16 protein-coding genes are annotated in these 18,308 nt (G+C 67.2%); 8 read left to right on the top strand and 8 right to left on the bottom strand.

Annotated features, from left to right (window positions below; translation table 11 throughout):
• Positions 1 to 31 precede the first annotated feature (31 nt).
• Positions 32 to 1,222 carry an IS256 family transposase gene (locus VKA86_06895; GenBank protein ID HKK70926.1) on the bottom strand — a complete coding sequence of 397 codons (1,191 nt, stop codon included), beginning with the start codon at positions 1,220 to 1,222 and terminating at the stop codon, positions 32 to 34.
• Between the two features lie 214 nt (positions 1,223 to 1,436).
• Between VKA86_06895 and VKA86_06890 the strand changes: the two genes are divergently transcribed.
• A complete protein-coding gene (locus tag VKA86_06890) occupies positions 1,437 to 2,402 on the top strand; it encodes an NAD(P)-dependent alcohol dehydrogenase (GenBank protein ID HKK70925.1) in 966 nt (321 codons plus the stop codon).
• On the opposite strand, the gene VKA86_06885 is transcribed toward VKA86_06890, so the two are convergent.
• From VKA86_06885 to VKA86_06870, 4 genes are all read right to left on the bottom strand, one after another.
• Positions 2,388 to 3,029, bottom strand: coding sequence for a transposase (locus VKA86_06885; protein ID HKK70924.1), 642 nt, complete (start codon positions 3,027 to 3,029; stop codon positions 2,388 to 2,390). The two genes, VKA86_06890 and VKA86_06885, sit on opposite strands and share 15 nt — an antisense overlap.
• Before the next feature lie 297 nt (positions 3,030 to 3,326).
• A complete protein-coding gene (locus VKA86_06880) occupies positions 3,327 to 3,641 on the bottom strand; it encodes a type II toxin-antitoxin system RelE/ParE family toxin (protein HKK70923.1) in 315 nt (104 codons plus the stop codon).
• A complete protein-coding gene (locus VKA86_06875; protein ID HKK70922.1) occupies positions 3,634 to 3,894 on the bottom strand; it encodes a type II toxin-antitoxin system ParD family antitoxin in 261 nt (86 codons plus the stop codon). The genes VKA86_06880 and VKA86_06875 overlap by 8 nt, the downstream gene beginning before the upstream one ends.
• Positions 3,895 to 4,471: 577 nt before the next feature.
• The gene (locus tag VKA86_06870; GenBank protein ID HKK70921.1) at positions 4,472 to 5,656 is read right to left on the bottom strand and encodes a metallophosphoesterase; all 1,185 of its coding nucleotides are present in this window, start codon (positions 5,654 to 5,656) and stop codon (positions 4,472 to 4,474) included.
• 312 nt (positions 5,657 to 5,968) lie between these two features.
• Between VKA86_06870 and VKA86_06865 the strand changes: the two genes are divergently transcribed.
• The 3 genes from VKA86_06865 to VKA86_06855 are packed head-to-tail and all read left to right on the top strand — an operon-like array spanning position 5,969 to position 10,375.
• Positions 5,969 to 7,258 carry a hypothetical protein gene (locus VKA86_06865; GenBank protein ID HKK70920.1) on the top strand — a complete coding sequence of 430 codons (1,290 nt, stop codon included), beginning with the start codon at positions 5,969 to 5,971 and terminating at the stop codon, positions 7,256 to 7,258.
• Positions 7,230 to 8,954, top strand: a complete 1,725-nt coding sequence (locus VKA86_06860; GenBank protein ID HKK70919.1) for a hypothetical protein — start codon at positions 7,230 to 7,232, stop codon at positions 8,952 to 8,954. The genes VKA86_06865 and VKA86_06860 overlap by 29 nt, the downstream gene beginning before the upstream one ends.
• Before the next feature lie 20 nt (positions 8,955 to 8,974).
• On the top strand, positions 8,975 to 10,375 hold the full coding sequence (locus VKA86_06855; protein ID HKK70918.1) for an MFS transporter: 1,401 nt from the start codon (positions 8,975 to 8,977) through the stop codon (positions 10,373 to 10,375).
• Between the two features lie 7 nt (positions 10,376 to 10,382).
• On the opposite strand, the gene VKA86_06850 is transcribed toward VKA86_06855, so the two are convergent.
• Positions 10,383 to 10,736, bottom strand: a complete 354-nt coding sequence (locus VKA86_06850) for a hypothetical protein (protein HKK70917.1) — start codon at positions 10,734 to 10,736, stop codon at positions 10,383 to 10,385.
• A gap of 68 nt (positions 10,737 to 10,804) precedes the next feature.
• Between VKA86_06850 and VKA86_06845 the strand changes: the two genes are divergently transcribed.
• Positions 10,805 to 12,115, top strand: coding sequence for a mechanosensitive ion channel domain-containing protein (locus VKA86_06845; protein HKK70916.1), 1,311 nt, complete (start codon positions 10,805 to 10,807; stop codon positions 12,113 to 12,115).
• A gap of 10 nt (positions 12,116 to 12,125) precedes the next feature.
• Here the strand turns inward: VKA86_06845 and VKA86_06840 are convergent, their stop codons facing one another.
• Positions 12,126 to 12,617, bottom strand: a complete 492-nt coding sequence (locus VKA86_06840) for a VOC family protein (protein ID HKK70915.1) — start codon at positions 12,615 to 12,617, stop codon at positions 12,126 to 12,128.
• The gene (locus tag VKA86_06835; GenBank protein ID HKK70914.1) at positions 12,614 to 13,981 is read right to left on the bottom strand and encodes an alkaline phosphatase family protein; all 1,368 of its coding nucleotides are present in this window, start codon (positions 13,979 to 13,981) and stop codon (positions 12,614 to 12,616) included. Before VKA86_06835 ends, VKA86_06840 begins: the two co-directional genes overlap by 4 nt.
• Before the next feature lie 278 nt (positions 13,982 to 14,259).
• Between VKA86_06835 and VKA86_06830 the strand changes: the two genes are divergently transcribed.
• Genes VKA86_06830 through VKA86_06820 form a run of 3 tightly spaced genes read left to right on the top strand, consistent with a single transcriptional unit; the run spans position 14,260 to position 18,282 of the window.
• Positions 14,260 to 15,225 carry a MoxR family ATPase gene (locus tag VKA86_06830; GenBank protein ID HKK70913.1) on the top strand — a complete coding sequence of 322 codons (966 nt, stop codon included), beginning with the start codon at positions 14,260 to 14,262 and terminating at the stop codon, positions 15,223 to 15,225.
• Positions 15,226 to 15,227: 2 nt separating this feature from the next.
• Entirely contained in the window at positions 15,228 to 16,133 is a 906-nt protein-coding gene (locus VKA86_06825; GenBank protein ID HKK70912.1) for a DUF58 domain-containing protein, read from the top strand.
• Between the two features lie 25 nt (positions 16,134 to 16,158).
• Positions 16,159 to 18,282, top strand: coding sequence for a BatA and WFA domain-containing protein (locus tag VKA86_06820; GenBank protein HKK70911.1), 2,124 nt, complete (start codon positions 16,159 to 16,161; stop codon positions 18,280 to 18,282).
• Positions 18,283 to 18,308: the final 26 nt, after the last annotated feature.

The following is an 18,308-nucleotide window of genomic DNA, read 5'->3' as shown; positions in this document are numbered from 1 at the left end:
GGATAGAGCAACCCCTCTTCTGTAAATTCCCTCAAGCCGAGTCGCCGTCCTCGTTGGCGATGTAGACGCGGCCGGTCTCCCACTCCTCGCTGATCTCCATCAGCAGGGCGCTCACCAGCCGCAGTAGGGACTGCTCGTTCGGAAACAGCGTTGCGACGCGTGTGCGTCGCTTGATCTCCTTGTTCACGCGTTCGAGACCGTTCGTCGTCCGGAGGCGGCGACGCGCGACCTCGCTCAGGTTGAGCTTCTCGTCGAGCACCGTCAGGCCTTCCGGGATGTTGGTCTCCATCCACTCGGCCAGCTTCGGTGCGCTCTTGCGGTACTTCGTGACGGCCTGGCGTAGCATCTCCTCGGCCTGCACTCGAGTCGACGCATTGAACACCCCGCGAATGTCCGCAGCCACTGCCGCCCGCTGATCCTTCTTCGCGACGTAGGCCGCTGCATTGCGCTGCAGGTGAAACTGGCATCTCTGCCACGGCACGCCGGTCAGACGGGCCTTCAGAGCCGCCTTGATGCCCGCGTGATCGTCGCTCACGACGAGCTCGACGCCGTGCATCCCGCGGTCCTGGAGCGACTCCAGGAACGCACGCCAGTGGACCTCGGCCTCGCTCAGCGACACGCTCGTACCCAGAATCGTGCGCTTCCCGTCCGGCCGGATGCCTTTCGCGATCAGCACGGCACAGTCGACCACGCTGCCGGCGTAGCGGACCTTCTCGTAGCGCGCGTCGAGGACCAGGTAGGGAATGGCGCCGAGCTCGCGCTCGCGCCAGGCGCTCAGCTCCTCGTCCAGGAGCTTCGCGGCACGACTCACCTCGACCGAGCTGATCTCCGTGCCACACAGCTGTTCGGCAATCGCCTTCACCTTGCGCGTCGACACGCCCTGGACGTACATCTCTGCGATCGAGAGCTTCAGAGCACGCTCGCTACGCAGCCCGCGCTCGAGCGATTGCGGGTAGAACGGCGCCTCGGCCTCGCGCACCTGCGGAATCCGCAGCGCGATCTCTCCGATCCGGCTCTTCACGGTCTTCGGCTTGAAGCCGTTCGCGTAGCCCCGGCGCGTCTCCGTACGCTCGTTCGGTGCCGCGTCCAGGAACTGGCTACGCTCGATCTTCATCGCCTCGTTGAAGAGAATCTGCATCGCCGTGGCCATTCCGTCGAAGCCTTCCTCGACGAGGGCTTCCAACGCGCTCTGGATCGCCGTATGCTGCTCGGGGTGGGTCATGATCGTACTCTCCTTGTTGATGATTTGAGACTCACCAACAAGAGACACGACGTGGCCCACCTGCTCAAGCTCTCGTTGCCGAGGCTGCAGGCTGAGCGGATTTACAGAAGAGATGGTGCACTAACTGCTTGCGTTCCTGGCTTTTCAGAGGGCACTTGGAAATGGTGGTGTTATCTCCTATTCTCGATGCTCTTGTTTCGAACGGGGACGCACAATGCAGGCTGGCGTTGTTTCGCGATACGGGGACCTCGAAAATCTCGAGATCAAGGAGGTGCCCGTTCCCGAGCCAGCAGCGGGAGAGGTCCGGGTGCGGATTCGTGCGATCGGTCTCAATGACACCGATTACGCGCTGATCACCGGCAAGCCGCTCTTCGTGAGGTTATTCACCGGGCTGCGCCGACCGAAGTATCCGATACCCGGCTGTGACATCGCCGGTGAAGTCGATTCGGTAGGGCCGGGTGTCGGTCGATTCAGGCCCGGCGACCGCGTCTTCGGTGACTTGACGGGTACGTTCGGAGGGTTCGCCGAGTACGTGTGTTGCGACGAGTCGGCGCTGGCGCGCATGTCGTCAGAGATGGATTTCGTTGACGCTGCGGCCCTGCCCCAGGCCGGAACGCTCGCCCTGCAGTCCATCGAGGCTGGGGAGCCCGCTGACGGCATGGAAATCTTGATCAACGGCGCCGGCGGTGGAATGGGAATACTGGCGCTACAGCTACTCAGGAAACGTCGTTCGGTGCGGATTACCGGTGTCGACTCTGCATCGAAGTTGCCGGACATGCGGGACGCCGGGTTCGACGAGGTGCTCGACTATCGCCGGACCGACTTCACTCGTACCGGCTCGCGCTACGACCTGATACTGGACACGAGGACGAAACGCTGGCCCGCTGCCTACCTGCGCGCGCTGAAACCGAGCGGGCGCTACGTCACCGTCGGCGGTTCCATGCCCCGGTTCTTCGCGCTGGCGATTCTCGGGCTTCTCAAACGCCCGCTGGGCGGCAGGCGGCTGATCGTCGTGGCACAGGAGATCAACTACGGGCTCGCGAAATTCCGGGACCTCGCCGTCGAAGGCGTGCTCAAGCCGCGGATCGATGGTCCTTACCCCTTTTCCGAGCTGCGAGAGCGGCTGGCGTACTTCCTGCGCGCGGAGCACCGTGGGAAAGTCGTTCTAACCGTCGAGTGAGCGCTGCAAGCGCGGCATCTTCTCGAGCCGCGTCTCCTCGGAACGGCCCTTGGACACTTCCTCGGTAGTGTCGGCACAGCGCTCGGTTTCGCCCGTGACGACGCTGGATCCATGCGTGTCGGCGCTCCCCGGCACACCCGCTGGCGGCCCGCGTTGCGCGGTCCCTTCCCACGGATCGTTGCCACCGATGCGGCGCAGGTGGGCGAGGATCCGGTCGACGACGCCGACGTCCTGGATCACGGCGACACGTTTCATCTCGACGCCACATTGGGGGCAGAGCAGCGGGTCGATCTCGAAGATCCTGCGCAGGAGACGCGCCCAACTCCGACGCCGCGACCTCGCGGCGGGGGAGTCGTCCCGGTGTTCGGTGTCGGTGCGGACCTCGGAGCGCGGCGCACCACTGTCGCCTTCTCCGCTCTTCCTCCGGGCGCGATCGCCGCGCGCACGTGACGAATACCACCCGAAGTAACGAACGAGGTGCTGACGTGGAGCAGGGATCTGCGCGCACAGCCGCCGGATGAGTTCGAGGTCGTCGAGCTCGAGGGTGCGCTGCCCGGTGCGCGGGTCGTAGGGGGTCTGGACGAGGACCTTGCCCTGACCCTTGCGCTCGATGGCGTCGAGACGCACGGGGCGCGGGTGACGTAGCGGGCGACGTGCTCCTGCCGCTCGGTGTCGCCGGGCCGGATGGGCTCGCCGGCCCACACGCTGAAGCCCGAGTGCTCCCACGACAGCAGCATCTGCTCGGTGTGTTCTCGCAGGCGTCGGGCCTGGCGCAGGCGGGCGAGGACACGGCGTCGGAACAGCTCGGCGATGGCCGCGACGTCCCAGCCGGCGACCCACTCGAAGGAGGGGGTCGCACTGCGCGGATCGTGGAACACGCCCTCGGTGATCAGGGCATGGAACGCTTGGCGCCGTACGCTGCGCCTACTGCAGCCGATCGTCCGTCTCGATATGCCGCGGCGCATCCATGACTTCGTGCAGCACGCGCCGGACCCGCAGCTCATCCTCCGTGAACGTGTAGAAGATCACGTGGTGCTCGACGGCCTTCGACCAATACCCCTCACGAAGCTCGCGCCGTGGGGTGCCGGCCTCCGGGGCGCTCGCGATTCTCGTGACGCCGCTCTCCAAGGCTGAGAGGTAGCGTTCCGCCTGAGCTTCGCCCCAGGTCTGATAGGAGTAGACCCAGATCTCGACCAGGTCGGTTTCTGCGGCCCGGTCCTTGACGATCGATCTACGCATGAGCCGATGGCAGACCTAGCTGTTCGCGCGCCGCGCGTCGGATCTCGTCGAAGTCCAGAGGACCGGCATCGCCGCTCTCTGCGCCGTCCTCGAGCGCCTTACGCAAGGCCTCGACCTTCCGCTCATGTTCTTCGAGCAGACGCAGTCCTGCCCGCACGACCTCACTGGCGTTGCCGTATCGTCCGGAATCGATTTGTGCACCGATGAACTCGTTGAAGTGATCGCCGAGCGTGATGCTTGTGTTCTTTGTCATGGTGGCCTCCCTTGAGCTAGTACTATATACCAAAAAGTACCACAAAAAGGTATTCATGTCAATGCGTGGCTCTGGCGGCCAAAGGGCTCCCTAGGTCTCGACGCGGTTGCACGTGAGCTCGTTCTCGAGGGAGGGTTGAGGAAATGCCTTGATCCTGGCGCAGCCGCTCTCGGTGCAAGGGCCCGAGTGGGCGCTGCGCGCCGGCCCGCGCCAAACCCTTGTCACCGATCGCTGAGAGCCGCGCCTTTCGGCCAGGCATATCAACCGCCAACGAAGGAGCATCCCATGGCGAACACACCCATCGACACCCTCAGAGACGGCAACCTCGAGGCCACGATCTGGAAGAACCCGGGCGAGAACGGCGCCTTCTACAGCGTCACCTTCAGCCGGACCTACAAGGACGAGGCCGGCAGCGACCACGACAGCGACAGCTACTTCGGAATGCGAGACGGGCCGTGCCTACATCGCCGAGGACGAAGGACGGCGACGCGGCCCGATGGAAGTTGGCGAAGAGGGCTTGCTCATCGGAAGCCGACCGCGCCGACCTTCGCGTGCTACGCTCCTGCGGCGCACGCCCCTACTCGATCACGAACGCATCGCCGCGCCGCACGCCGCCGGCGCCCTCGTCCACGAGGAAGAACACCTCGGCCTCGACGCCCCCGGGCGTGATCCGCACCTCCGCCCACTGGTTCTCCTCCTCGCCGATCATGGCGTCGAGCTGTTCGATCGACCACACGTCGAGACCCGTCCAGCCCGCGTCGGCGAAGTAGTCGCGCTCCACGCCCGCGATGTCCCGCGCCCGTCGCGCGTCGGCGCCGAACCAGGCGAAGCTGTTCCGCGGCCGACCGCTGATGTTCATCACCTGGAAGCTGCCGCCGTCGCGGTGGGTGAGGCGGAAGCGCTCGTAGGTGTGGGTGTGGCCCACGAGGACCAGGTCGACGTCGTGAACCGCGAGGATCTCGGGCAGGGTGCGTCCGCCGTAGCGCAGGCTCCACATCTTGCGGGCCTGCCCCCGGTGTTTGCGGCTGGAGTGTACGAAGGGATGGTGGCAGAGGACCACGGTGGTGTGCGCTCCGCGGTCGTCCTCGAGTTGCTCCACCAACCAGCGCAACTGGTTGCGCCCCCGGTAGGTGAGGCCGGGATCGTCGGCGCGGTCGCCCTCGGGGCCGTAGACGAGGTCGTTGGTGTCGAGGGACAGGATCCGCACGCCGCCGACGTCGACACGGTAGTACAGGCGGTTCTCGCGCAGGGCGAACTCCTCGGCCTGGTCGGGCAGGTCGCCGATCATTCCCCCCAGATACTCCACGGTGTGCCGACGCGCCGGCCCGGGGCGGTTGTTGTCGACCTCGTGGTTGCCGATGCCGACCAGGTAGGGCCAGCCTCGCAGGGGCGACAGGATGTCGGTCAACATGTGGAACTGGTCGGTGTGGCTGCCGTCGTCGACGATGTCGCCGGTGTCGATCACGCCGAGCAGCGGGAGCTCGTGGCGTTCGCGGTCCTCGCGGGCGCGGATCAGCTGGTTCATCGCCTGCCACTCGCCGTCGGCCAGGGCGCGCTGGTCGCCGAAGACGACCAGGCGGAAGCCGCGGTCGAGGTCGGCGGCGAGTTCCTCGGCACGCTCGGCCAGCGAGGGATGCGGGCACGGCTCCACGGGCCGGTCGCTGCTCGTGGGCCAGGGGCCGGACACGAGCCCGCCGGCCAGAGCCGGACCGGCGAGCCCGAGAGCAACCACGAGTAGGACGAGCAGGAATCGTTTCCTCATGGATCACCTCGTCTGTGACAGGTTCGGCATGCAACGGCGAGGGCCGCGTCGGCATTCCAGTGCGTGACAGGAGAACCAGCAATCCGGAGGACCGCCGGGGGGAGCATATTGCAACTCCTGCACGATGCGTTAGGCTCCTCGCATCATCGGGCGATTCGGTCGATGTGTGAACCCCATACCGGAAATCGGGGACTTCTCGTGCACGCAGGCCTCGTGACACCCTGTCTATTGCTCCTCCTGACATCGATCCCGGCGCATTCCGCCCTTTCCACGGAGCCCTCGGAGCCCTCGGAGCCCGAATCGGCCACGACGGTGAGCTACTGGGGTGAGATCCCCGCTCCGGCCGACTCGACCCGAATCCGCTACGAAGACACACCGCGTGCGCTGTGGGAGTATCCGGTCGACGGCGCCTGGTTCGTCGTTCGGGCTCCGTTCGAGGTCGCCCGTGCCGGCGCCAAGGCCACCATGATCTGGGTCGACGAATCCGATGTCATCCACAAGGTCCGCAGGTTCCTGTTTCCCATCGGCCTTCCGTGGGGTCTCTCGGTCGGCGCCTCCGCGGGCCAGGTGAGCGGGACCACGCTCGGCTTGTCGTTCTTCCACGATGCCGTCGGCCGACCCGGGAACCGCCTGAAGTTCGGCGGGGAAATCGGGTCCCGGGAGTCCAGTCGAGCCTACGCGGGCATGTTGTTCGACACGCCCCAAGGTAACTCGATCGAGTTCGGCGGAGGCTATCGGCTTCAGGGACGAGCCCGCTTCTTCGGCCTCGGCCCGGGTTCCGACGACGACTCCGAGAGCTACTATGCTCGCGAAGTCGCGTGGATCGGTGCCGAAGTCCGGCATACGCTCGGGGCGGGCGACCTATCGCTCGTCGGCGAGTTCAACTACACGACCCTGCGGTCGCGGGGGCCGTTGAGCGACGACCGGTCCGTTCGCGACACCTTCGACGGCCGGCTCCCGACTGGATTCGGGCAGCCGGCGGACGGCCTCGGCTTCGCGCTCGGACTCCTGCGTGATACGACCCGCGGAGACGGACGGCCCCTGTCCGGTACCGTGACGCGCCTCGAGCTCGGGTACTTCACCCCCGACGACGAGTCGCAGGCGGACTTCTTCAACTACCGCGCAGAAGCCGAAGCCTTCATGGATCTCTGGTGGGATCGGGCCGTCGCTCTACGTGGGTTCTACTCCTTCATCGACAGCAACGGTGAGGCCGTCCACTTCGATCGACTCCTCACCAACGACGATCCGGACCTGTTCCGGGGCTACGAGGATTTCCGCTTCCGCGATCGGGGCATCACGGGGGCCTCGGTGGAGTACCGCTACCCGATCTGGGACTACCGGGATCCGGGCGCGAACACGCTCGATGCCTACGGCTTCTACGACGTCGGACAGGTTTTCGGTAATCGTGAGGAGATCGCCCTGGACGAGTTGACCCATTCCTACGGTTTCGGGACCCGATGGTCGATCGGCAACGGATTCGTCGGACGGTTCGAGGTGGGACTGAGCGACGAGGACACCATCTTCCGCCTGAGCGGATCCCAGACCTTCCAGTACGATCGGAGAGCCTACTACGATGGCCGAGAGCCCATTCCCACGCGCTGACCGTCTTCTCGTCCTCCTCGTCGCGGTTCTCTCGCTGAGTCCCGTCGTCGGGGCCGCGGAACGTCTCCGTGATGCTCCCGTGGCGTGGTACGACGACGACCGCCGTCCCTTCGAAACGCCGGTGGAGACCCGCGATCCCAACCTGTTCTACGACTTCGCGAACGAGACGGTGTTCCGTCCGGCGGGATACTACCTGAATCCCGTGCGGAACCTACGCCGCTTGGCCCCTGCCGTGAGCGCCGACAAGCCGGCGCCGAATGTGAATCGTCTCGGTGAGGTCCCGAACTCGAGCTGGTTCACGAATCGAATCGGCCTCTACCCCATGACCGCGGACGAGGTCGCCCGCGGGCCGAACACGACCGACGGTCCTTCCCGGGAAGGAGGGTGGACCATCGTTGCGGCCAAGACCGAGGGAGTGACTCCGGGCTTCACGATCGTGGACGCGACGGGGCAACGCTATCTCATCAAGTTCGGGCCCGTCGAGTATCCGGTGATGCCCACGGCGGCCGCTGTGATCAGTCAGCGCTTGTTCCACGCGATCGGTTACTGGGTGCCCGAGGACGACATAGTCTTCTTCCGCCGCGACAACCTGTCCGTTTCTCCCGATGCCACGCTCGATCTGCCCGGCGGGGGTGAACGGCCGATGAACTACGCCGACATCGATGAGATCCTGGCTCGCGTGGAACAGTTGCCGTCGGGACTCTACCGCGCCGTTGCGTCCAGGTTCCTGCCCGGGCGACCGGTCGGTCCCTTCGACTACCTGGGAACCCGGTCGGACGACCCGAACGATCGGATCAAGCACCAGCGCCGTCGTGAGCTGCGAGGGTTGAAGGTCTTCGCCGAATGGGTGAACCACTTCGACACCAAGCAGCAGAACACCCTCGACGTGCTGATCGAGCACGAGGAGGGCGGACACCACCTGCGGCACTATCTGATCGACTTCGCCAGCACGTTGGGGACAGGCGCATACGGTCCGATCCGGAAGTTCGGTTGGGAGGCCGTTCTCGATCCCAAGGCCGTGGTCCGCCGGACTCTGACGTTGGGGCTCCTCGAGGACGACTATCGCCTCGTCGAGCGTCCGGACGGTACGTCCGAGATCGGCTGGTTCGACGCCGAGCACTTCACGCCGCAAGGTTTCGAGCCACCGATCCAGAACCCCGCCTTCATGCAGATGACCGAACGCGATGCGTACTGGGCGGCCAAGATCCTTTCGGCCTTCACCGACGAGCACCTGCGTGCCGTGAGCGAGGAGGCGCGGTACCGTGATTCCCGGTCTGCTCGGGCGATCGCGAGGATCCTGGCCGATCGGCGGGATCGGATCTGCCGAGCATGGTTCGACGTGATTCCGCCGCTGGACTTCTTCGTGCACGAGAACGGAACGCTCCGGTATCGTGACCTGGGACACGAACGCGGCATCTACGTACGCACCGGAACAGGGGGTACACCGCGCTATCGGGCGCGAGTCGTCGCCGTCGATGCGGAACGCGAGCCCGCGGGTGACGTCGAGTGGGTCGAGTCGGAGCACACCGTGGTCTCGCTGGACACGGCGGGCGTTCGCGACGCATCGATCGGCGCGTATCCCTTCGTCGAGGTCGAGGTCCAGGTCGACAGGGGCGAGGGATGGAGCGCCTCGATCCGGAGCTGGATCGCCCGCCGTAGCGGTCGCGTCGTCGAAGTGCATCGCGAGAAGAACTAGTCCCCTGTCGAGGAATCGCCGTGACTTCGAACCTGCCTCCGGAGATCGAGAAACGCAACCGCGGCTCTCTCGAGCGATTCCTCGGTCTCTTCGCCGACGTGCGCCGGGGCGAGGGCGGTGTGGTGCTCCTGCTCGCTCTCAACGTGTTCCTGATCCTCACCGCCTACTACATCATCAAGCCGGTGCGTGAGGCGCTGATCCTGGCCGCGCCGGACGGAGCCGAATGGAAGAGCTACGCGGCAGCGGGGCAGGCCCTGCTGTTGCTCGGCGCCGTGCCCGCCTACGGGTGGGTGGCCAGCCGGGTGGATCGTCGCAAGCTCATCAACACGGTCACCGTGTTCTTCGTCCTGAACATGCTGGCCTTCTTCCTGGCGATCAAGGCGGTGGGGCCGGGCAGCCTGGTCCTGGGACTGGGCTTCTTCCTGTGGGTCGGCGTGTTCAACCTGATGGTCCCGGCGCAGTTCTGGAGCTTCGCGAACGACGTCTACACACCCGACCAGGGCAAACGCCTGTTCGCGATCGTGGCCTTCGGGGCGTCGCTCGGCGCCGTGCTGGGGAGCCTGATCACCGAGCGCCTGATCGAGCCCATCGGACTCGACCAGTTGTTGTTGGTGTCGTCGGCTCTGCTCGTGGTGGCCCTGTTGATCACGAACTTCATCGAGTCGCGCGAGGCGCGGAGACCGCGCCCGGCGCGGGGCTCGTCCTCCGGCGGGAGCGAGACCCAGGAAGAGGACCCGAAGGAGGCTCTGCGCGGTGAGAACGGCTTCTCGCTGGTCTTCAAGACTCGATATCTGCTGCTGATCGCCACTCTCATGCTCCTGCTGAACTGGGTGAACACCACGGGTGAGTTCATCCTCGGCGACACGGTGAAGACCACGATCGAAGCCCGAGCCGAGGAGCAGGGAATTCCCTCCGACCAGCGCGACCAGTGGGTCGGCGAGAACATCGGAGAGTTCTACGGCAGCTTCTTCAAGATCGTGAACATCCTCAGCCTGTCGATCCAGCTCTTCCTGGTGTCGCGCATCCTCAAATACATCGGGATCCGCATCGCGCTGTTGATCCTGCCGGTGATCGCCATGGGCGGGTACGCCCTGCTGGCCTTCTACCCCGTGCTGTCGGTGGTTCGCTGGGCCAAGACGGCCGAGAACGCCACCGACTACTCGCTACAGAACACGGTGCGGCATGCGCTCTTCCTGCCGACCACGCGCGAACAGAAGTACAAGGCGAAGCAGGCGATCGATTCGTTCTTCGTCCGAGCCGGTGACGTGCTGTCGGCGGTCCTCGTCTTCGTGGGGTTGAACGTGCTGTCGTTCGAGACCAAGGGCTTCGCCCTGTTCAATCTGGGGCTCGTGGGGCTGTGGCTCGTCATCGCGGTCCTGATCGGCCGCGAGCACGCGAAGCTGACCGGCGGCGAGGACTGAGCGAGGCCTAGGCGCGGTTCTCGGACTCGGCCGAGGTAAGGTGCTCCCACTCCTTCTCGAGCTGTGCCTGCGAGATCACGCGGTCGGCACCGGCCAGATGCGCCCGGATCGCCACGTCGCCCTTGCGCTCGTGCAGGAAGGCGACCACGGACTTCACGCCGCGCTCCTTGCAGCGGGCGATGCAGCCGGTCAGGTCCTCTTCCCACTCGACGTTCAAGTCGACGAGGACGCGGGTGACCGCTAGGCTGAGTGCGGAATCGAGATCGGCACAGTTCTCGACCCAGGTGAGGTCGCCGGGAACGGATCGAGCGGCGAAGGCATGCAGTTCCGGGTCTCGCGAGATGATGACCGTGGTGGCCATGGGCCCACCTCCGTGTCGGAGTTCGTCGATCTTCGATGCTAGCACACCGGTGCGAGGAGCGCGCGCTCTTGGATGCTGCCACCGCGATCGAATCGGTTCCGGGACTGCTGGGTGGGTTGGCCGCGTCGGGATGGGTCCGGGAAGTGGGGATCCTGCTGGCGGTCACGCTGCTCACCTGGCCGCTCTCTCTGCTGCTGACCCACCGGATCCCCGAGCATGTCGCCGACGAACGGCGTGAAACGGGTGTTCTGCGAAGGTTCCTCCGGGTGGTGGTGTGGCCACTGGCGGCGCTCATGTTCAGCGCCGTGGGCCTGGAGGTCCTGCGTCATCTCCGCCCCGACTGGGTCGGACAGAGCAGCGGTGTGCTGCCCATCCTGGGGTTCTTCCTCGTGTTCCGGCTGGTCAACCAGCTCCTGCGCGAAGTCCTGCCCCCCGGATCGCGCCGTCGGCGGCTGCGGCGCGTCGTGGCTCCCACGCTCTTCGTCCTGCTGGTCCTGCAGCAGCTCCAGCTGCTCGACCCGACGATCCGGGTGATCCAGCGGCCGCTGGTGACGGCCGGCGACACGCCCATCAGTCTGTTCTCGATCCTGCTCGCCATCGCGGTGGTGCTCGGCGCTTCGGTGGTGGGCCGGATCGTGCAGGCCCTGCTGGGTCACCGGGTCCTGCCGCGCATGGGGATCGAAGTGCCGGTCGCCGAGGCCGTCGGCACGGTGGTGCGCTACGCGCTGGTCGTGCTCGGCGTGATCATCGGCGTGGAGTTCGTGGGCTTCGACCTGACCACGCTCAAGATCGCCTTCGGTGCGCTGGGCGTGGGCATCGGCTTCGGTCTGCAGAACGTGGTGAACAACTTCACCAGCGGGTTGATCCTTCTGTTCGAGCGCACCGTCGAGCGTGGCGACGTGCTCACCGTCGACGGGACCGACGGCCGCGTGCAGCGGGTGGGATTGCGCGCGAGCGTCCTGCGGACCCGCGAGGGCGACGACCTGATCATGCCGAACTCGATCCTGGTCGAGAACAAGGTCATCAACTACAGCTACGGCGACGAGCTGAAGCGGGTCGATGTCCCGGTCGGCGTGAGCTATCGCTCCGACCCCAACCGTGTACGCGAGATCCTGCTCGAGGTGGCGCGCGCGTGCGACGACGTGCTCGCCGAGCCCGAGCCGGGAGTCCTCTTCGAGGCCTTCGGCGAGAGTTCGATCGACTTCACCCTGCGCTCGTGGATCGACGACGCGTGGAAGCTGCCGCAGGTCCGCAGCCGGCTGCTCTTCGAGATCTGGTACGCCCTGAAGGCCGACGGGATCGAGATCCCCTTCCCGCAGCGCGACCTGCACCTGCGCTCGGCGGTGGAGCTTCCGCTACGCCGCGAGGACGAGGCCTGAGGGCCGCGGCCTAGCGCTGATGGCGGCCGATCTCGAGCAGGTGGCCGGCCGGATCGCGCACCCAGCAGGAACGCATGCCCCAGTCGGTGTCGTGCGGTTCGCGCAGGACCTGCCCACCGAGGGCGACCGCGGCCTCGAAGCAGCGGTCGACGTCCTCGACCAGGATCGTGTGCGAGGCACGGCCCTCGAAGGGCCGCGGCAGGCTGTCGAGGCCGAGGGTCGAGATCAACTCGTTCTCGTCGGTCAGGGCGAGCACGATCGTGCCGGCCAGCATCTCCACGGTCGACCCCGTCTCGTAGCGGCGCGGGAAGCCGAAGACGCCTTCGTAGAAGTCGGCCATCTCCTCGACGTCGGTGGCGTAGAGCACCACGTAGCCGACGTGCGGCTGACGCTGGGCGTCCTCGCGGTCGGAGCCGGGCAGGTCCTCCAGCTCGCGCTCGAGCTCGCGCTCGAGGTCGAGCATCTCGGCGTCGAGCTCGTCGAAGCGGTCGTCGCGGTTCACGGTGTCTTCCCCTCGTCGGGTGTCGGCGTCTCCGGCGCCGGAAGGGACGTGCCCTCCTGGACCGGTGCGCCCGGAGCCTCGGGATAGCGCTGGGACGGATCCCAGTCCTCGTCGTGGCTGGCCAGCGTTCGCTCGGGATTGGCCTGCTCGAAGGCGTCGAGCAGGGCGTCCCGCAGGACCCGACCGCTCATGTCGGACCCGAGATGAACACCCATCAGACGCAGCAGCGTGGGCGTGACGTCGATCAACTGGGCGCGCCCGAGGTCGACCCCGCGTTCCACGCCACGTCCCCACAGGACCATCATCGTCTCGTTCGTCGGCTGGGGCACCGGGCGGCCGCCGTCCGGATCCCTGGGGTCGGGTCCGTCCCCGAAGCCCCGCTGCCCCACCACGCACACCGTGCTGCCCTCGGGGAGGGTTCCGAGGAGCTCGCCGATCTGCGTGTCGACCCGACGGTAGGCCGCGGCGACCGTGTCCCGGAAGCGCCGGCGGCTCTCGGCCGGGGTCGTCGGGTAGCGCTCGGGGCGAGCGAAGGGCCAGTACACACGCTGCACCGGTTCCAGCAGTTCCAGGTGCAGCGCCGCCACGTCCGGCCGGTACTGCTCGGAGAGCATCGCCGTGACGTCCACGAAGCTCTGGTCGCGCTGCAACGTGAGTCCGATGTCACGCAGCGGGTTCTCGAGCTCGTAGATCGAGCCCAGGGGCTCGTCGTAGAGCATGCGGTATTCGCTCTCGTTCAGACGGAACAGCGAAGTCGCCGTCTCCCGGGGCAGGTCGTCGATCGAGCGGATCAATGGAGCCACGTCCCGGTACAGTTCGGGCGGGTAGGTCGACATGACCCCGGGCTCGGCCTCGAAGGAATGCTCGGCGGTCTCGGTCCAGCGGTTCGGTGCGACCTGCGGGGTCACGAGCGCTCCGTTGTGCACTTCGGCCGGCCAGGAGAAGGGCAGTCCGACGCCCACGACGGTGAGTCCCGCGTCGCCGGCGATCTGCAGGAAGGTCTTCGACTGCCGCATCGAACTGGGGGGCAGCGATCGCTTTCCGCTCGGCAGGGTCACGAACTCGCCCATCATCTCGTGCTCGCGGGCCTTCTTCCCGGTGAACGCGGTCGCCCAGAGCATGGCCGGATCGAGTGGGTCGGGAGCGACCAGACGGGCTCGCGCTCCCTGTTCGATCAGCCGGCCGAGCACGGGAAGTCGGTCGTCGGCCAGCATGCGGTCGACCTGTTCGGGGCTCAGCGACTCCACGGCGACCACGAGCACGCGCTCGGGCAACTCGGTCGCCTCGGGGCCGGGTCCGCAGCCCGCCGCGCCGAGCGCGACGCACAGACCCGCCAGGGTGAAGACACGACGTAGGTCCATCATGGTAGGGTGATCCGATCGAATCCGTCGGAGCGGATTCCGTCGAAGGGCCGAGAGGGGGTCCACGCCGGCGGCGATGTCCGGGTCCGGGAACCCGGACGGGGTGCGCACCGTTGGACCGGGTCCAGCCCGCGGTCGGAGCGGGCCCGAACGAAGAACGTTAGCAAAGCCCGGCCGGGCCCTCAACGCGCCGCCTTGTGGGGCCGCGATCGGTCCGCTAGCTTCGCAGTCCCCTTCCCGAGCCCGAAAGTGGAACCGGCGTGAGCAACGATCTGGAACGCATGGAACGTCTGGGCGCCCTGCGCGAGCGCCTGTACTCGGAGATCGGCAAGTCGATCGTGGGCCAGCGGCAGGTGATCGACGAGCTCCTGCTCACGCTCTTCGCCGGCGGTCACGTGCTGCTCGAGGGGGTGCCGGGCCTGGCCAAGACCCTGCTGATCTCGTCGGTGGCGCGCGCCTTCAACCTCGAGTTCAAGCGGATCCAGTTCACGCCCGACCTCATGCCCAGCGACGTCACGGGCAGCGAGGTGCTCGAGGAGGACCAGAGCACCGGTCAACGCGTGTTCCAGTTCATCCGCGGCCCGATCTTCGCCAACATCGTTCTGGCCGACGAGATCAACCGGACGCCGCCGAAGACCCAGGCCGCCCTGCTGCAGGCCATGCAGGAGCGGCAGGTGACGATCGCCGGGAAGACCTACGATCTCGATCCCCCCTTCTTCGTGCTCGCCACGCAGAACCCGATCGAGCAGGAGGGCACCTATCCGCTGCCCGAGGCCCAGCTCGATCGCTTCATGTTCAACATCAGGATCGACTACCCGGAACTCGCCGAGGAACTCGAGGTCGTCCACCGCACCACCGGCGCACCCGGCGACGGAGTGGAACCGGTCATGACGGGCGAGGAAGTGCTCGAGTTCCAGCGACTCGTGCGCGGCGTGCCCGCTGCCGACAACGTGGTCGAATACGCGGTGCGGCTCACCCGTCTCACCCGTTCGCGCACCGACGACGCGCACCCGCAGGCGAAGGAGTTCCTGAGCTGGGGTGCCGGGCCGCGCGCCGCGCAGTACCTGATCCTGGGCTCGAAGGCACGGGCCGCGCTCGACGGGCGCCCCACGCCTTCCATCGACGACGTCCGCGCGGTGGCCCTGCCGGTGCTGCGCCATCGCCTGGTGACCAACTTCCACGCCGAGGCCGAAGGGGTCACCACCGACGACCTGATCCGTGAGCTCGTCGCCGCGGCGGGAGACTGATCGTGGCGGCCGAAGCCGACCGCATGCTCGAGCCCGAGGTCGTCAGTCGTCTCGGAGCGCTCGACTTCATCGCTCGCACCCTCGTCGAGGGTTTCCTGGTGGGTCTGCACCGCAGTCCCTACCACGGTTTCAGTGTGGAATTCGCCGAATACCGGCAGTACCAGCCCGGCGAGTCCACACAGAACATCGACTGGCGTGTGTACGCGAAGACCGATCGCCACTACGTGAAGGTCTTCCAGGAGGAGACCAACCTCCAGGCGCGGATCCTCCTCGACGTGTCGGCCAGCATGGACGCCACGCCCGAGGCCGGGCGGATCAGCAAGCTCCGCTACGGCAAGCTGCTCGCGGCGGCGCTGGGCTATCTGTTGATCAAGCAGAACGACGCCGTCGCGCTGGCCACCTTCGACGACGCGCCGCGGACCATGATCCCGCCGCGCAGCAGCCGACGTCAGCTCAATCATCTGCTCACCGTGCTGCACCGTGCCGAAGCGGGGGAGAAGACCGACGTGGGCCGCGTGCTCGATCGCATTGCCGAGATGGTGTGGAGGCGCGGCCTGATCGTGATCATCAGCGACCTGATCGACGATCCCGACCGTGTGTTGCAGGGGCTGAAGCACTTCCGGCACCGTCAGCACGAGGTGCTGGTCATGCACCTGCTCGACCCGCGGGAGATCGACCTGGAGATCGGCCGCGAGGCGAAGTTCGTCGATCCCGAGAAGACGGTCGACCCGGTGCGGACCCAGCCCTGGCACCTGCGGCAGAGCTACCAGGAGGCCATCCGTGGCTGGCGTGGTCGTCTGGCCCGCGAGTGTCGGCAGCACGACATCGACTACGTGCCGCTGTCGACCGACACCCCCTTCGAGGTGGCCCTGCTGGCCTACCTGAACAAGCGATCGCGGCTCGCGTGAAGCCCGAATCCCGAAGGACCGCTCCGTGCAGTTCCTGAACCCGGCACTCCTCTTCGGCCTGTTGGCAGCCGGAATCCCCATCCTGCTGCACTTCCTGAGCCGCCGTCAGGTGGTCGAGGTCCCCTTCGCGCCCCTGCGCTTCCTGCAGCCCACGCAGGAGAGACAGATGCGCCGCATGAACCTGCGGCGGCTGCTCCTGTTGTTGCTACGCATCCTGATCGTGGTCTGCGTGGTGCTGGCCGCGGCACGCCCGACGCTCACCGGGGCCCTGGCCGGACTCGCCGGCGGGGGCGAGGGCACGAGCGTGGTGGTGCTGCTCGACAACAGCGCGAGCATGCAGGCCGAGGTCTCCGAGGGCACGATCTTCGACCGTGCACGGGACGAGGCGATCGAGATCGCGCGGACCGCAGAGGGCGACGACGAGGTCGCCGTGCTGCTGTACAGCGACGTCACGCGACCGCTCTTCTCCGAGTTCGTGCGCGACCCCGGACTGATCGCCGCCGAACTCGGCGAGGTCGAACCCGGTGCGCGGGCCACCGACTACGTCGCCGCGCTGGAGGACGCACTGGAGTTCCTGGATCGGGCCGAACGTCCGCGCCGCGAGATCTACCTGGTGGGTGACTTCCAGATCGCCGATGTCGACTCGACGGTGCGCGCGCGCTGGTTGCGGACCGCGCGCGAGGTCGACGACACGGCGGTCTTCCTGCGACCCGTCGCCTCGGAACCCTTCGTGAACCGCACGGTCGACCCGATCCCGCCGCAGAGTGTCCTGCTCCGGCAGGGCGAGACCATCGACATCCGCGCGCGGGTCTCCCAGAACGGTGCCGAGACCGTCGAGACCCCTCTCTTCCTGGAGCTCGAGGGCACGACCGTCGGCGAGACCGGCATCGTGGTGCCGCCGGGAGGGAGCGCCCGCCACCGCTTCCCGCTGACCCTGCCCGAAGCGGGGGACGCCGGCGGCTCGGTGCGGCTGCGGCCCGATCGTTACGCGCTCGACGACGAGAGTTTCTTCGTGCTGGCGGTGAGCGATCAGGTCCCCGTGCGCGTCCTGCGCGGGGTGACCGGTGAGGAGGGCGCGCGGGATCCGCTGCTGTTCCTGCTGACCGCACTCGATCCCGACCGGGCGGGCCAGGGACGTTTCGCGCCGAGGGTCGAGCTGGCGGCCCGGTTCGACGTCGAGACCCTGCCCGAGGCACCGGTCGTGCTCGGGGTCGACCTGCGCGACCTCGGCGCGGCCCGGCTGGCGGCGCTGGGCGATTACCTGCGTCGCGGCGGGACCATGTTGCTGTTCGCCGGCGATCCCCGCGTGCGCACCTACACGAACCAGCGTCTGCTGTCCGGATGGACGAACCTGCGGCTCGGACCCTTCCGTGGCGACGAGGACGTGTTCGAGCGGCTGGAGGTGTCGGCGCCCGACCACCCCGTCTTCGCCGACCTCGAGCCCGAGGCTCGTGCCACGCTCGAGGAAGTACGGCTTCGCAATTTCTTCCGCATGGACGAGACCATCGGGCGGCCGCTCCTGCGCTACGCCGGGGGTGGGGCGGCGGCGACGGAGATCGAGGTGGGCGAGGGGCGTGTGATCGTGTGCGCCTTCGAGACCTCCGCGGTGGCCGGCGAGATCGCGTTCTCGCCCATGTTCCTGCCGCTGGTCCAGCGTCTGACGGGGTATCTGGCCACGGCCGGGTGGGGGCGCTTCGATCGGCACTTCGCGGTGGGCGAGAGTCCGGTGATCGAAGTGGCCGACGTGTCCGACGCCTCGGCCCGATGGACGGTCGTCGGCCCCGATCGTGAACGCAGGCCGGTGGAACTCGACGCGAGCACGCGACCCGCGCGTCTGCACGGGCCGGTCGCGGAATCCCCGGGCCTGTACCGCTTCGAGAGCGACGGGCGCAGTCTGGGTTCGGTGGCGGTCAACGTCGCGCGCAGCGAGTCGCGCCGTCAGTGGTGGGATCCCTCGGGATTCGCCGAGCTCTTCCAGCCGGAGACAGGGCTGCGCTTCGCGGTCCTGGAAGGGGCGGCCACCGAGGAGGCCGTGCGCGCTGCCCGCCGCGGACGGCCCATCCATCACTGGTTCCTGATCGCGGCGGGTCTGTTGCTGGTGGCCGAAGGTCTGTTGGCGCGGCGCCTAGGCCCGGCCCCGGCGGCCTGACCGTTCACGGGACCGGGCCCTCCGCC

It is taken from the genome of Candidatus Krumholzibacteriia bacterium (assembly GCA_035268685.1).
In the GTDB taxonomy this organism is placed as follows: domain Bacteria; phylum Krumholzibacteriota; class Krumholzibacteriia; order JAJRXK01; family JAJRXK01; genus JAJRXK01.
This window is presented reverse-complemented; position numbering and strand designations above follow the sequence as displayed.